The organism is Leeuwenhoekiella polynyae (assembly GCF_004104075.1).
Classification (GTDB): domain Bacteria; phylum Bacteroidota; class Bacteroidia; order Flavobacteriales; family Flavobacteriaceae; genus Leeuwenhoekiella; species Leeuwenhoekiella polynyae.
In genome coordinates, this window is sequence record NZ_QOVK01000006.1 from 100,749 (window position 1) to 115,299 (window position 14,551).

At 36.4% G+C, this 14,551-nt stretch carries 13 protein-coding genes; 4 read left to right on the forward strand and 9 right to left on the reverse strand.

What is annotated here, in order from left to right:
- Positions 1–280 precede the first annotated feature (280 nt).
- Positions 281–1,816 (forward strand): glycogen synthase, encoded by a 1,536-nt coding sequence (locus DSM02_RS09080; protein WP_128765323.1) that lies wholly within the window; start codon positions 281–283, stop codon positions 1,814–1,816.
- Here DSM02_RS09080 and DSM02_RS09085 read toward each other — a convergent pair.
- On the reverse strand, positions 1,813–3,546 hold the full coding sequence (locus DSM02_RS09085; RefSeq protein WP_128765324.1) for an APC family permease: 1,734 nt from the start codon (positions 3,544–3,546) through the stop codon (positions 1,813–1,815). The genes DSM02_RS09080 and DSM02_RS09085 overlap by 4 nt on opposite strands.
- A 281-nt stretch (positions 3,547–3,827) precedes the next feature.
- On the opposite strand from DSM02_RS09085, the gene DSM02_RS09090 reads away from it, so the two are divergent.
- A complete protein-coding gene (locus DSM02_RS09090) occupies positions 3,828–4,406 on the forward strand; it encodes a DUF4202 domain-containing protein (RefSeq protein WP_128765325.1) in 579 nt (192 codons plus the stop codon).
- A gap of 17 nt (positions 4,407–4,423) precedes the next feature.
- On the opposite strand, the gene moaA is transcribed toward DSM02_RS09090, so the two are convergent.
- From moaA to DSM02_RS09130, 8 genes are read right to left on the reverse strand one after another with little or no spacing between them, the layout of a single operon-like run.
- Positions 4,424–5,431: a GTP 3',8-cyclase MoaA gene (gene moaA, locus DSM02_RS09095; protein ID WP_128765326.1), complete on the reverse strand. Its 1,008-nt coding sequence runs from the start codon at positions 5,429–5,431 to the stop codon at positions 4,424–4,426.
- Entirely contained in the window at positions 5,424–6,341 is a 918-nt protein-coding gene (gene moaCB, locus DSM02_RS09100) for a bifunctional molybdenum cofactor biosynthesis protein MoaC/MoaB (protein ID WP_128765327.1), read from the reverse strand. The genes moaA and moaCB overlap by 8 nt, the downstream gene beginning before the upstream one ends.
- 41 nt (positions 6,342–6,382) lie before the next feature.
- Positions 6,383–6,811: a molybdenum cofactor biosynthesis protein MoaE gene (locus tag DSM02_RS09105; RefSeq protein WP_128765328.1), complete on the reverse strand. Its 429-nt coding sequence runs from the start codon at positions 6,809–6,811 to the stop codon at positions 6,383–6,385.
- A gap of 2 nt (positions 6,812–6,813) precedes the next feature.
- A complete protein-coding gene (locus DSM02_RS09110) occupies positions 6,814–7,866 on the reverse strand; it encodes a HesA/MoeB/ThiF family protein (RefSeq protein ID WP_128765329.1) in 1,053 nt (350 codons plus the stop codon).
- 9 nt (positions 7,867–7,875) lie between these two features.
- Complete coding sequence (locus DSM02_RS09115; protein ID WP_128765330.1) at positions 7,876–8,115, reverse strand: MoaD/ThiS family protein; 240 nt, start codon at positions 8,113–8,115, stop codon at positions 7,876–7,878.
- 1 nt (position 8,116) lies between these two features.
- Positions 8,117–8,689: a molybdenum cofactor guanylyltransferase gene (gene mobA / locus DSM02_RS09120; protein WP_128765331.1), complete on the reverse strand. Its 573-nt coding sequence runs from the start codon at positions 8,687–8,689 to the stop codon at positions 8,117–8,119.
- Between the two features lie 4 nt (positions 8,690–8,693).
- On the reverse strand, positions 8,694–9,035 hold the full coding sequence (locus DSM02_RS09125) for a winged helix-turn-helix domain-containing protein (RefSeq protein WP_128765332.1): 342 nt from the start codon (positions 9,033–9,035) through the stop codon (positions 8,694–8,696).
- A gap of 2 nt (positions 9,036–9,037) precedes the next feature.
- Positions 9,038–10,213, reverse strand: coding sequence for a molybdopterin molybdotransferase MoeA (locus tag DSM02_RS09130; protein ID WP_128765333.1), 1,176 nt, complete (start codon positions 10,211–10,213; stop codon positions 9,038–9,040).
- Between the two features lie 245 nt (positions 10,214–10,458).
- Here DSM02_RS09130 and DSM02_RS09135 point away from each other — a divergent pair, with 245 nt between their 5' ends.
- Both DSM02_RS09135 and DSM02_RS09140 read left to right on the forward strand, forming a co-directional pair.
- Entirely contained in the window at positions 10,459–12,780 is a 2,322-nt protein-coding gene (locus DSM02_RS09135) for an FdhF/YdeP family oxidoreductase (protein WP_128765334.1), read from the forward strand.
- 115 nt (positions 12,781–12,895) lie between these two features.
- Entirely contained in the window at positions 12,896–14,476 is a 1,581-nt protein-coding gene (locus tag DSM02_RS09140; protein ID WP_240674019.1) for a glycoside hydrolase, read from the forward strand.
- Positions 14,477–14,551 lie beyond the last annotated feature (75 nt).

The window sequence follows — 14,551 nt, forward strand, 5'->3', positions numbered from 1 at the left end:
CTAACGAGGATATTTTATACAAGCATAAAATATGTGATAATTTTATTGATTTTATATTTAGAATTAACCTTTAATTAATATTATAAATAATAATTTTATAAAGTTTACATAGTTAAAGAAAGGTTTTGAATGAAAACATCTGCAATTAACTCGTGAAATGGATATTATGATGAATAATGACTGATTGAGTGTCGATTTACTAATTATTAGGGGTGTAAATTAAAAATATATCAAAGACCTTTTTTTGATATGAAAATTTATAACAGATCAAAATCAACTAATGAGGAATTTTTTATTTGTTTCTGCTGAAAATGACGCCCTTGCAGATTGCAAAGCGGGAGGTATGGCAGATGTTGTAAGAGACATACCCCGGCAAATTGCTACAACTGGAGATCAGGTGCATGTTATTGTACCAGCCTATAATAGACTTCATAAAAAGGGGCTCTTAATAACAGAACTTAAATTCAATATTAGAGGGCAAGAGACTGTTGCAGAACTTTATGAGGTTAAGCCTAAAAAAGAATTTACGGGCATTACCCATTACGTAATACATCATCCGGAAATTGTAGAAGGTAATATCGCTCATATTTACAACGATGATCCTGAAGAGCCTTTTTTTACAGACACGATTAAGTATTTCATTTTTAATACAGCAGTAGCACAGGCTATTAAACAAAATATTTTTGATCACATAGATGTTGTTCATTTACACGACTGGCACACGGCGCTATTGTTGTTTCATAGAAAATTTCATCAAGATTTTGCTATTTTAAAACAGAGTTGGTTTGTTTACAGCATACATAATTTGAGCTTGCAGGGTATACGACCGTTGAATGACAATTTTGCTTCTTTAAATAATTTTTTCCCGCAAGTCGGTTACGAGTATGAGGTTGTGAAAGATGATCGTTATAACGACTGCATCAATTTGATGGCCGTGGGAATTCGCCTTGCAGATGAAGTGCATACGGTGAGCCCTTCATATATGCAAGATATTATGAAGCCCAGCCATAAACCAGAATTTATAGGGGGTGAAAGTCTTGAAGAAGATTTGAAGAGAGCTTTTGCAGAAGGACGCTTACACGGAATACTAAATGGTGTAAATTATCACAATATGCGTGTCGCTCAAAAGGGGAAATTATATCCTAACATTCTTCGTCAATTATTTAAATGGATACAGGAAGAGTCTAAAAAATACAAAGCAGATATTCTTGCCAATACGGGGGAAAAGGTAGTAGATCTTATTGAGAACCCACCTAGTTTTGTGGTTTCTAGCGTCGCCAGAATGACCGAGCAAAAATTCTATTTCTTCAAACAACAACCCGAAGCACTCAAAGAGATCTTAAGAAAACTAGAAGAACGTAACGGTATATTTATTTTGTTGGGAACTGGAGAACCGGAATATGAAATGCTTATGCGGGAGATTAGTTATGAGCATCCTAATTTTATTTTTATAAATGGCCAGTCTGAAGATATTATAGATTCTATTTATCTGGAATCTGATCTTTATTTTATGCCTAGTCTTTTTGAACCTTGCGGAATAAGCCAGATGCTTGCCATGCGTAACGGGGTCTTATGTTTAGTACACCACACCGGTGGATTAATTGATACGGTAGATACGGGTAAGAATGGATTTTCATTCAAAGGTGAAAATATAACAGATACCATTGCAAATATGGTAGCCTCTTTTGATAGTTGTATGGATGTATATTTTGGGGATAGAGTCAAATGGAATAAAATGAGACGCAAAGCGAAAGCGGTACGTTTTTCTTGGGAAAATTCTATTAAGGAGTACTACAGTAAATTATATACGTATTAGATTACCAGTCTAACCTCTCCTAATTCTTCGACTGAAAAAACGGAATCTTCGCTAGGAGAACCTATAAACATAAAATTGGTTGGTATATTCCAGCGCTTTGATAATTCATTTATTTTTTCAGGACAAAATGTACCGGGCTCTATGATGTATTCTATATCAATTTCAGGATAGGCCCGGTCTAAAACCTTAATATCACTGGGCAGCGTTGAAGCTTCTATTTCATCGGAATCTCCTACACTTACAATTTTTAGTCGTTTTGTAGGTTCGTTATGAGAGACATATTGCATAACCTTGTTCAGCGTTGCGATGTTATCATTTTTTGTGAAAAATACAAACTGCTGACTGTTGACCTTGTTGAGAAGTTCTTTTGTTTTTCGGTTTAAACGTGCAAAAAGTTTTCCGCCGTCAGGAAAAATATAGTCTAATAGTTTTAAAAATGCCTTGAATATACTTACCCGATACAGCATAAAAAACACTACAAACAATGTAGGAATAAGGTATTCAAAGAAAATAACGAGATAACCCGGATTGAGAATGATGTTACCTATAATTGCTGCAGTAACAGCTGCAATGGCAATAAAAAGACCTATCCATGAAGAACGTTCTGGTCTTGGAAGCTGACTTCTTTTTATCTTTAAAAGGACCGTACCTATACCAAACAAGACCATTACAAGCAAAAAGGCAATGGTGTAAATACCCGCAAGCTGAGCAAGGTCTCCACCGGTAACTAAAAGTATTGAAGCGCAAAGACCAAAGAAAAGAATAAAGATTATATAGGAGCTTCCTTTTGTATTTTTATTTAATAAAGGACTAGGAAGAATTCGATCTAACGCCATACGCTCCATCAGACCACCAACACCTACAAATGATGTTAACACCGCTCCACTAAGTACCAGAGCCGCATCTATTCCTACAATTAGAGATAGCCAGTTTCCTCCAGAAAGTCTGCCTAAGTACGATAATAAGGCATCTTGATTATCCACAACTGTATTGATAGGAATGATCGCTAATGCTAAAAATGCAATCAACGGATTGAAGATGGTTACCACAATCCACATGTTGCGTAGCGTTTTTGGAAAGACCCCTTTTTTCTGCTCTTCCACATAATTTGCCGAGCTCTCAAAACCACTTATACCCAGCATCGCTGCAGAAAAACCTAAGAATAATGCAGTTGTAATACTGGTTTTAATAGGATGATTAAAATTTTGAATCAGCGTGTCAAAACCTTCGGTTAAAAAGAAATATATACAAAAACCACAAAGTAAAGTAAGCGAGGTAAGATGAAACAAAAAGATTGCGATAGCTACCTTAGAAGATTCACCAATCCCCAGAATTACAAGTCCCATAAAAATCAGCATAAGACCTATGGTTACCGGGATAACAGGAATAAATTCCCAGATACTATGAACATATTTAATAGCTTCGGTTGCAGAGATGACACAGGTAGCCATATAGCTCAGCACGGTGAGAGCTGCAGCTAGAGAAGCTGTAGATTTTTTGGTTGTATTCAAGAGGGCGTTGTATGCACCGCCATTTAAAGGTAATGCGCCAACAACTTCCCCATAAATTTTTCTAAAAAAGAAAAGAACTCCCGCAACAATTAAAAGAGATACCCAGGCATATTGCCCGGCATATACAATGGCCAATGCCGATACATAAAGGCAAGAGGAGCTAATATCATTACCACAAATTGCCGTTGCTTCGAGTTGGTTGAGCTTTTTCTTTGACATGCGAATATTGATTTTTAAACAGATTAAAAGTACAACATCTTAAAGCTGTTCTATAAAAGTGAGCAGGTTTAGTAATAGATTAACAAGTTTTTTTTAGAATAAAATTCGATGAATAGAAACTATAAATAGTAAAAGAGAAGTTATATATTAAAATGTTCTTCTGATTTTTAACTTTCTTTAGTGCTTTGCTTAACAATGAATAACTTTGGTTCATATCAGCGCTATTAAACAATTACGTCTTGATTTTAAATCAATTCGAAAACCAAAATATACATTTGAGCATGACAAAATTTCAACAAGCTATAAAGGCAATAGATAAAGAAAATTCTCAAGATCCTAATAGAGAACTTGTTGAAGGAAAAAGCTATCCTAAAGAGCTTTTATATTCTGAAAGAATGACGCGGCAATTACTTTTATTTGAGCCTAAAGCTTCAAAAGAACTACAAATTGCCGCACGAGCACAGCATATTTGTCGTTGGAAAAGTCCGCGGGAGGATTATCCTATGGATCGTATAGGCTATTTAAAATGGCGGGAAGATCTAAAAAAAATGCACGCTAAGCTTACAACCAATATCTTAGAACAATCAGATTTTGAAAAAGACTTTATTGATCGAGTTCAGTTTTTGATCAAGAAAAAACTCATAAAAAAAGATGAAGAAACTCAAACTTTAGAAGATGTGATCTGCCTGGTTTTTCTACAGTACTATTTTGAAGATTTTGCGTCAAAACACAAAGATGAAAAAGTCATAGACATCATTCAAAAAACTTGGTTGAAGATGTCTCAAAGAGGACAGGCAGAAGCTTTAAAACTTCCTTTAAATGATAAAACTTTAGAATTAGTAGGTAGGGCGTTAGCTTAATTAAAGTCTGTTTTAGTTTACCCGCCAATCGCGATCATACTGCGGTTATTGTTGTGCAAATCAGGATTGGTCAATTGATCAAAGTCAGTCATCCCGGCACGTACAGCTTTCTTTTTATTGAGGGCCAGGTCTATGAGCTCTTCTAGTTTTTCGCCTTCGCGAAAAGCTTTCAGAAGATTTGTTTCTTTATTAGAAAAAAGACAGTTTTTTAATTTTCCATCTGCTGTGAGTCTGATACGGTTGCAACTGTCACAAAAGGGATTGGTCACCGAACTTATGATACCAAAACTTCCTTTAAAACCTTCAACCTTAAAATTACGAGCTGTAAAATTTTGCTCATTTGCGAGCGGCTTTAAAGCTTCAATGCCAAAATAGTTTGTTACTCGATTTATGATTTCAGCTTGACTAACCAATTTATTTTTGTTCCATTCGTTTCCGTCAAAAGGCATAAACTCAATAAAACGCACATTGATATCTTGATTTTTAGTGAGTTTGATGAAATCTACAATCTCGTCCTCGTTAAAGTCTTTCATCAAAACTGCATTGATCTTTACATAAAAACCTTCCGTTACGAGTTGGTTGATATTTTCAAAAGCCTTTTTGTACTGATCTCTACGGGTGATTAACTTGAATTTTTCAGCATCTAAGCTATCTAAACTTACATTGATATCATTTAAGCCATAACGTTTAAAATCATCAATATAACGATGCGTTAACAATGCATTTGTAGTAATAGATAGTCTTACGGGCAGGTTTGATAAGCGTCTGAGAATATCAGTAAAATCTTTACGAACGAGCGGTTCACCGCCCGTTAGCCGTATTTTATCAACACCATTTGCTACAAAAACTTTAGCAAAGGCTTCTATCTCATCTGCGGTCATAAGATTTGACCGCGGACTCAACGGTATCCCGTCGTGCGGCATACAATAGGTGCAACGTAAATTGCACTTTTCGCTGAGCGAAATGCGCAAATAGTTATGCGTTCTGCCGTGTGTATCTGTTAATATTGAGGTTACGTTATTCATTTTTGTTGTGTTGAGCGCCTCTTAAGATTTTAAAGACATGCAATAAATGCGGGAAAACAGCATCCATAGATTCTTTTGCGCCATTAGTAGAGCCGGGGAGTGCAAGTACTAGACAATTGCCTAAAGTTCCCACTACGCTTCGCGAAAGCATCGCATACGGCATACGATCCTGGCCATATTTGCGTATGGCTTCTTCAACCCCAGGAATGCGTCGTTCAAGAATAGGTTCTAGAGCTTCTGGTGTTACATCGCGAATGCTTAAGCCAGTACCGCCTGTATATATAAGTAGGTTTACTGTCTCTGAAAGTTCTATTGCTTTGTTACGTATGGTTTGCAAATCATCTGGAACAATCTCATACCCCTGAATCTGTACATCATGAGACTGCAGGTTTTCAATAATAGCTTTCCCGGCTTTATCTTCTTTTTTTCCTTCAGAAATAGAGTCTGAACATACAATAATATGTGCGCTCAAGCGCGATGGATTCTGATCTTTAAAGCTGCTTTTGCCTCCTTTTTTATGGAGAAGCTTTACATTATTGATCTCGATACCTTTATCTATAGGTTTCAACATATCATACATTGTAAGCGCAATAACCGATGCTCCGTGCATTGCCTCAACTTCTACGCCCGTTTTGTAAACCGTTTTTATGGTTATCTCTATAAAAACGTTTAAACCTTCAATTTTATAATCAACCGCAGTGTATTCAATAGGTAGTGGGTGACAATCCGGGATGCTGGTATGTGTATTCTTAACCGCAAAAAGTCCGGCAGTTTTGGCCATTTCAAAAACATTCCCTTTCGGGACTGTATTTTTTTGAAGAGCCTCAATCGTTTCAATTTTGCTCACCGTGACCGTTGCTTGCGCAGTTGCTATACGTAGCGTGTTTATTTTATGGGTGATATCTACCATAATCTTATTCTGTATCTGTTGTTTACCAAAAATCCTTTAGACTAGCTGTTCACTTTCCACTGGTGAGTTTCATCTTCAAAGATCTCTTTCCCATAAATAGGCGTGCGATCTTTTACTTGATTGACTAACCATTCTGTTGCGGCATAAACTTCTTTTCTACGCTTTGCGGAAACAAAAACAAAGAAGCATACTTCGCCGGTTTTGATCGTACCCAGACTGTGATAAATATGCATACAAATCAAATCGAATTTCTCAAAAGCCTCTTCCCGAATCTCATGCAGTTTTGTATTTGCCAATTCTTCATAGCAGGTATATTCAATTGCAGCTACTTTTTTGCCGTCAACTTCATCTGCACGTACCTGACCTAAAAATATGTTATGCGCACCGATACTGGTTTTGGTCTGATGTTTAGCAATAGATTCTCCTATAAAATCGCTGGATATGGGACCGCTTATAAATACTTTTTTCATTATTACTGTTTTAAAACTGAAGCATTAGTAATTAATACTTCTAATTGAGAAGCACTCTCTTGAAGTGCTCTGGTATTTTTAAAATTATGTTCTTGTAATATAGTTTCAGCTTTTGCTGCTCGAATTCCACTTTTGCAGAAGACTAAATAGGCTTGCTCTTTATCCAACTGATTCAATGTTTCTTTAAAATTAGATAGGGGCAGCTCAAGAATATTTTGATGTTGTATTCGTGGGTGTTCATTCAATTCCCGAACATCTATCAATGTATACTTTTCTAATAGACTCGGATGGAATGACTCAGGTTCTATTTTTTCTGAAGTATATTCAGTATCGAAAAATTCGTGTGTAATTTCAATCTGTTCATTTTTAGAAAATTGAAACTTGTGCTGACTGGCAGTAAGCGTATTATATATCAGTAACTCTCCTGAAAGCACGTTCTCACTGCCTAAAATAATTTTCAATACTTCTTGTGCCTGCATCATTCCAATCAAACCTACACTCGTTCCTAAAACTCCTGCTTCAGCACAACTTGGCACTTCAATAGCTTTAGGGAATAAGCAACGATACGTAGGGCCATTACTATAATTAAATACTGAAACCTGACCTTCAAACCGGTGTATGCTTCCGTAAACAAAAGGTTTTCCTGTTAATACAGCGGCATCATTTATAAGATATCTAATTGCTATACGATCTGTTGCATCAACAATAATATCATATTTTTCAAATAGTTGTAATGCATTTTCAGCCGTTAAATATTCAGTATAGACAGTTATGCTGCAAGCCGGATTTTGGTTGTTTAGAAAAACTTGAGCTTCTTCAGCTTTAAACTTCCCTATAGAATTATTAGAAAATAAGATCTGTCTGTGCAAATTAGACTCTTCAACACGATCACCATCAACAATTCCTAAGTTTCCAATTCCAGAGGCAACCAGATAGGGGAGTAGAGCACAACCGAGACCTCCAGCGCCAATAACAAGCACTCGGGCTTCAGTCAGTTTTTGCTGACCTTTTTCTCCTATTTGAGGAAGTATTATTTGGCGTTGATATCTACTCATATTAGTTAGTTAACCACCTGCATAAGGAGGTAATAATGCAATCACATCTCCATCATTCAATTTTTTTGACTCTTCCTGATCTATCAAGACATCATTTATTGCCAGTTGAAACGGAATGTGACTTATAGGGTTATTTTGTTTCATTTGCTCTAGTAATTCATTAGAATTCTTCACGTCAATCTCTTGGGTTTCTTCGTGATTACCCATCACATCAACCAATTGTCCAAAATATTTTAGTGTAACTTTCATACTATTCAATTTGCTCCAGTTGTTTCAATTCTTCAGGAAAATTAATGTTGGTTAGTGACTTAGAGTCTTCTATTTCGATCTCCTGATACTGGTGTTCTTTTATAAAATTTATAAGTTTTAAACGGTCATTTTCTATAGCATTTTCTATAGCTGATAAAAGGCTTTTTGAATAAATCCCGACTAAAGGATGCCAGTTTTTACCAGAGGTTGCAAAAGATATTTTAGCATCATTTTCTGCCTTTTTCAAAAGGGTAAATAGTGTATCAACAGTTAGGAGTGGAATATCACAACTCAGCATAAAAACCTTTTCACTTTGTGTATGATTGAGCGCTGTTTGAATACCTCCCAACGGACCTCTGTCTTTATAATTATCACTAAGCAAAGGAAATCCAAAACTCAAGTAATCCTGATTATCTGTCACTAAAAAAATATTAATTGTAATTTTTTTTAAAGAACTGATAATATTAGTAATAAGTGGCTTATCTTGAAGTATTACTAAACCTTTATCTCTGCCCATACGGGAGCTTTTTCCTCCACATAAAATATAAGCTGGTATGTTAGCTAAAGCATTCATAAAACTAGCTTTTGACCTCTTTTAGCGTATTAAATTTTTCATTTAAAAATGCTTCACACGCTTTGTTTAGCGTTTCAAATTCTTCTATCATTTTGTGGCCATAATCTGTAATAGCCGTCCCGCCACCATCTTTACCACCAGTATTTGTAATTACGAGAGGTTGTGATGAGCTGGTGTTCATTGTGTTTATGAGATTCCATGCCTTTTTATAAGACATCCCGATGGCTTTTGCCGCAGCACTTATTGATCGTGTTTCGGCCACTTTTTTAAGTAAGATTACACGACCATAGCCTAAGAAAACTTCTCCTTCTTTTTCAATCCAAATTCTGCTTTTTACTTGTTTCATATTTAAAAGCTTAGATCTATATAATTTACCAGATCACCTGTCTTTAATGCAGTTTCTGTTTCAGGAACGACAAGTAAAGCATTGCTCAGAGCATAGGTGTTGAGCATAGAGCTCGCTTGCCCGGTGTAAGGTGTGATTTTAGTAGTTGAAACGCCCGCTTTTAAGAAGAGGGTTTTGCCAATCTTGTTGTTTATATCTTCAGTAAGTTCTGCTTTTCGTTCATTTAGGAAGGGTTTTAAACTACCCATTCTGCTATGTAAATGCGGTAATACATATATATAAAATGCCGTAAGGCTAGAAGCCGGATTACCAGGTAAGCCAAAAACTGATCTATTTTCAGTTGTACCAAACCATAAGGGTTTTCCGGGTTTTTGATTTACTTTATAAAAGTGTTCTTTAACGCAATTATTCAGTAATGCTTTTTGCACAAAATCATAATCACCTACTGAAATTCCGCCGGAAACCAAGAGAACATCAGAATGTTGTAGTGCTTTTTTAACTGCTTCTTGAGTGGCTGCTAGTGTATCTTCAGCTTTTGAGATTTGAACCTCAGTAATACCTATTCGGCTTAAAGCATTTTTAAGCATTATCCCGTTGCTCTCATAAATATGATTGGGTTTTAACGGGGTACCGGGTTTTTGCAATTCATTACCCGTCGTTAAAATTGTCACCGAAGGTTTGCGGTAAACTTCAATTTGCGTAATACCGAGACCAGCTAAAAAACCTATTGTAGCCTCATTAACCTGATGCCCTTTTTTAAGTACATGAGTTCCCTCGGTAATTTGCTCACCAACAGGTCTGACATTAGCTTTTCTATTTGGTAACCTTTCAAGAATGAGTTCGTCTCCACTACGTATGGTATGTTCTTGTATAACAACAGTATCAGCAGCATCAGGAACCGGTGCTCCTGTAAAAATACGAATTGCTTCTCCTTCTTTCAGGTCAGGGATTTGAGTATCGCCGGCTTGTACCTGCCCTACGATTTTTAATTGAGTTTTACCGGTATGAATAAAGGCATAACCGTCCATCGCAGATTGTCTAAAGGAGGGAAGGTTGATTGGTGCCATTAAATCTTCAGCTAAAAAATAACCGAACGTATTTTCAAGATCAACCGTTACAGTATCAAGTTGTTTTGCATTCTGAATGATAAGTTTTTGAGCTTCGGTTACTGAAATCATACATTTAAAGCGTTATGTCTTAGCGAATATAACGATATGTTTTAGCAGTTAGGTAAGGATTACCAGCTATTAACAGCTTTTTATCAATTTGAAATAACTTGCTAATTCATCGATACCTGTTTTCTTTGAAGCTTTTAGTTTTTTCTTAGTAGTCATCCCTATATTTTATGGTTAAATTGATTGAAAATAAATGGGAGAATTACAGCGTGTTTCTTCTCTGATTGTAAACGAATTAAAAGATCAAAATGGCTAACGACTTTAAGAGAAATGTATCTATAACGGGAATTGAAGAATTTACTAATATAAGATTAGGAGAACCTGTGCGTGATGCAGCAGGAATGCTGGGGGTTAAGGAAGCGCTGAAACACGGCTTTAAAGAAATGGGTGTTTTAAGATCTATGGGTGCATTGCTCAAAATGAATCAGAAAGATGGTTTTGATTGTCCCAGTTGTGCGTGGCCAGATCCTGAAAACAGATCTCCGGTAGCTGAATATTGTGAAAATGGAGCCAAGGCACTAGCTGATGAAGCAACTACTGCAAAGGCAGATGCTGGTTTGTTTAAAAAATGGACGGTTGAAGAATTATCTCAACTTTCGGACTACGAACTCAATAAATTTGGGCGTTTGATAGAGCCATTAGTTCTTAGGCCCAATAGTGTGCACTATGAGCCAATTACCTGGACAGAAGCTTATGGTTTAATCGCTAAACACCTTGAAAGATTAGATCATCCTGACGAAGCGATCTTTTATACGTCTGGCCGCTCTAGCAATGAAGCTGCATTTTTATACGGGATGTTTGCTAGAGCTTTTGGTACTAATAATATGCCCGACTGCTCCAATATGTGCCACGAGTCTAGTGGTGTAGCGCTGGGTGAAACTTTAGGAATAGGTAAGGGGTCAACTGTTTTAGAAGATTTATATGAAGCTGAAGTAATCATCATTGCTGGTCAAAATCCGGGAACTAATCATCCGCGTATGATGTCTGCTCTGGAAAAATGTAAAAATAACGGAGGAAAGATAATCAGTATCAATCCGCTGGAAGAGTCAGGGTTGGTGAATTTTAAAAATCCGCAGCATTTAAGTGGCACCCTTGGTGGTGGCGTGCAGATGGCAGATTTGCATCTTCCCGTACAGATCAATCAGGATATTCCGCTGATGAAATTGATTCTTAAAAAGTTAGCCACTTTAGATTCTATAGATCAAAAGGTTTTTGACCATGCTTTTATAGAAAAATATACCGCCGGTTATGATGCGTTTTTAGAGGACATCATGCAATACGATGAAGCAGATCTGTTAGCCCGTGCCGGTGTGCAGGAATCTGATGTGAACAAAGCCGTAGCAATGCTTCGTAATTCTGAACGAATTATTGTTTGCTGGGCTATGGGATTAACTCAACATAAGAATGGTGTAGAAAATATACGAGAGTTTGTAAACCTGTTATTATTAAAAGGAGCCTTAGGAAAACCTGGCGCCGGTACCTGTCCGGTAAGAGGTCATAGCAATGTACAAGGTGACCGTAGTGTGGGTATTCAGCATTTTGTTGACGAAGCGATGAATGCGCGGATAAAAGAATTTATGTATTTTAATCCGCCTACCAAAAAAGGATTAGATGTGGTTGAGTCTATGGAAGCGATGCACGACGGCAAAGCAAAAGCATTCTTTTGCCTAGGTGGGAATTTCCTGATGGCCGCCTCAGACACAAAATATACCGCTGAAGCCATACAGAACTGCGAGCTTTCAGTACAAATAAGTACAAAACTTAATAGAACCCATTTGGTTACTGGCAAAACGGCTTTGATCCTACCAACACTAGGACGTTCCGAGAAAGATAACATCAAAGGAAAACAGCAATACTTTACCGTAGAAAATAGTATGGGAAAAGTGAGTCAGTCTAAAGGAATTCTAAAACCAGCTTCAGGAAATGTAAAAAGTGAACCACTTATAATTGCCGAGATAGCCGATGCCTATTTTAAAAGTAACCATCCTGTAAATTGGATGGCAATGGGAGAAGATTATGGGATTATAAGAGAATATATTGACCTCGTAGCTAAAGGCTTTAATGATACTTCTAAGCGCTCTGAAGGTCACGGGTATTATTTGCCTAACAATGTGCGTAATCTTGATTTTAGTATGCTTCCGGGAGGGAGAGCACAAATTACGGTTAATAAGTTACCGCAGCATACTTTAGCAGAAGATGAATTTATGTTGATGACCATTAGATCACATGACCAGTTCAACACGACAATTTATGGCCTTGACGATAGATATCGTGGAGTTTATAATGAACGTCGAGTAGTTTTTATGAACCAAAAGGATATGGATAAACTTGGTTTGCAAAAATTAGATGTGGTTGATATCACAAGTGAATATGATGGCATACTGCGTAAAGCGAATAAATTTCTAATGATACCTTATAATATCCCAAAAGGGAATATCGCTTCATATTTTCCCGAAACTAATATTTTGGTTCCGTACAATCATTTTGCAGAACGTAGTCAAACACCAATTAGTAAATCTGTGAGAGTGAAAATTCATAAACAAATCAAAAAAGTAGATGAATTGGTTTAAAAAAATCTAATAACACCCGATATTTAATCGATTTACCTACTATATTTAAGTTATAAATTATTGATAATGCTAATTGAATTTAACCTTAGTAATAGTATTCATTAAAAGAATTATTTTGAAATTAAAAGTATTCATTTCTTTTGTTGTTCTTGCATCTATAGCAAGCGCTACATTTTTAATAAGCTGGAAGGATAAACCCCTTAACCTTGTTCAAAGTGAAAGTACTGCGATCAATCTATATTTAGATTCTAAAACAACCTTTCAATATATAGACAATTTCGGGGCATCTGATGCTTGGTCTGTACAGTTTGTGGGTAGAAACTGGCCCTTATCAAAACGCGAGAAAATTGCAGATCTGCTTTTTAGTACAGAAAATGATAGTTCTGCTAATCCTAAAGGAATAGGCTTGAGTCTCTGGAGGTTTAATCTAGGTGCAGGAAGCGCAGAACAGGGTGATGAAAGTGGTATAAAAGATGAGTGGAGAAGAGCTGAATCTTTTTACGGAGAAGGTGATACTTATGATTGGGATAAGCATCAAGGGCAAGTGTGGTTTGCAAATGCTGCAAAACAGAGAGGAGTTAAAGATCTTTTGCTTTTTTCCAATAGTCCGCCGGTTAAATTTACACGTAATAATAAGGCCTATACTAGTAATAAAAACAGATCTAATCTCAGAGCTAAGAATTATAGCGACTTTGCTAAGTATTTGGCAGACGTAGCGCAACAATTAGAGAAAAATGGCTTAAAAGTAAATTATATAAGTCCGGTTAACGAGCCTCAATGGGACTGGGCAGACGGTGGTCAGGAGGGTACTCCATTTTGGAACCATGAGATTTCAGATTTAGTACGTGCTTTAGATTATGAATTAGAAAGCAGAAACCTGGATAATACATTTATAGACATCGCAGAAACGGCTCAAATTAACTATCTAACAGAGTCTGGAAACAAAACGGGTAGAGGAGATGTGATTAATTCATTTTTTGATAATTCTTCAGAAAATTACTTAGGACACCTAGCACACGTGAATCCAGCAGTTTCGGCACACAGCTACTTTACAACTTCACCTTTTAAAAATATGGTGAAGCAACGTCAAGATTTAGGTGATGCAATTGCAGAAGTTTCAGATTTACACTTTTGGATGAGTGAATACTGTATTCTGGGTGATAATAATGGTGAAATAAACGGAAACGGTAGAGACTTAGGAATGGATTCAGCATTATATATGGCTCAGGTGATTCATAGTGATCTCGTTTTTGCAAACGCAAGTGCCTGGCATTGGTGGACTGCTATTTCTGCTTATGACTATAAAGACGGTTTGGTTTATATTGACAAGAACAAATATGATGGTAATTTTTATGAAAGTAAAATGTTATGGGCTTTAGGTAATTACAGCAGGTTCATCAGACCGGGATATCAACGAGTAGCCCTTAAAGGATTTGAGCAAGATATACTTAATGAAGATTTCGTTTATTCAGCATATAAAAGTCCTGATGATTCAAGAACAGTACTTGTTTTTATCAATTCTGCTTTAGAAAACAAAATAATCAACCTCAACTTTGAGGAGGAAGTAAAACCTTTTACGGTTGAAAGTTATGTGACATCAGAGGGTTCTGATCTTGAAAAAATACAACTCTTTAAACATGAAGAGTTAAGAATTCCATCACGTTCAGTAACTACCATAATACTAAATACTGAATGAACCAGCGAAAAATAAAAACACCTGTTTAAATGTTAATTACAAGTGTGTTATTTTACCATTAAACAGCAACGAGAC

Bases quoted from the DNA above. Each gene is read 5' to 3' on its own strand.
- moaA (WP_128765326.1), bottom strand. From the start codon at position 5,431: ATGAATAACGTAACCTCAATATTAACAGATACACACGGCAGAACGCAT.
- DSM02_RS09125 (WP_128765332.1), bottom strand. From the start codon at position 9,035: ATGAAACAAGTAAAAAGCAGAATTTGGATTGAAAAAGAAGGAGAAGTT.
- DSM02_RS09085 (WP_128765324.1), bottom strand. From the start codon at position 3,546: ATGTCAAAGAAAAAGCTCAACCAACTCGAAGCAACGGCAATTTGTGGT.
- mobA (WP_128765331.1), bottom strand. From the start codon at position 8,689: ATGAATGCTTTAGCTAACATACCAGCTTATATTTTATGTGGAGGAAAA.
- DSM02_RS09090 (WP_128765325.1), top strand. From the start codon at position 3,828: ATGACAAAATTTCAACAAGCTATAAAGGCAATAGATAAAGAAAATTCT.
- DSM02_RS09135 (WP_128765334.1), top strand. From the start codon at position 10,459: ATGGCTAACGACTTTAAGAGAAATGTATCTATAACGGGAATTGAAGAA.
- DSM02_RS09115 (WP_128765330.1), bottom strand. From the start codon at position 8,115: ATGAAAGTTACACTAAAATATTTTGGACAATTGGTTGATGTGATGGGT.
- DSM02_RS09130 (WP_128765333.1), bottom strand. From the start codon at position 10,213: ATGATTTCAGTAACCGAAGCTCAAAAACTTATCATTCAGAATGCAAAA.
- DSM02_RS09105 (WP_128765328.1), bottom strand. From the start codon at position 6,811: ATGAAAAAAGTATTTATAAGCGGTCCCATATCCAGCGATTTTATAGGA.
- DSM02_RS09080 (WP_128765323.1), top strand. From the start codon at position 281: ATGAGGAATTTTTTATTTGTTTCTGCTGAAAATGACGCCCTTGCAGAT.
- moaCB (WP_128765327.1), bottom strand. From the start codon at position 6,341: ATGGTAGATATCACCCATAAAATAAACACGCTACGTATAGCAACTGCG.
- DSM02_RS09110 (WP_128765329.1), bottom strand. From the start codon at position 7,866: ATGAGTAGATATCAACGCCAAATAATACTTCCTCAAATAGGAGAAAAA.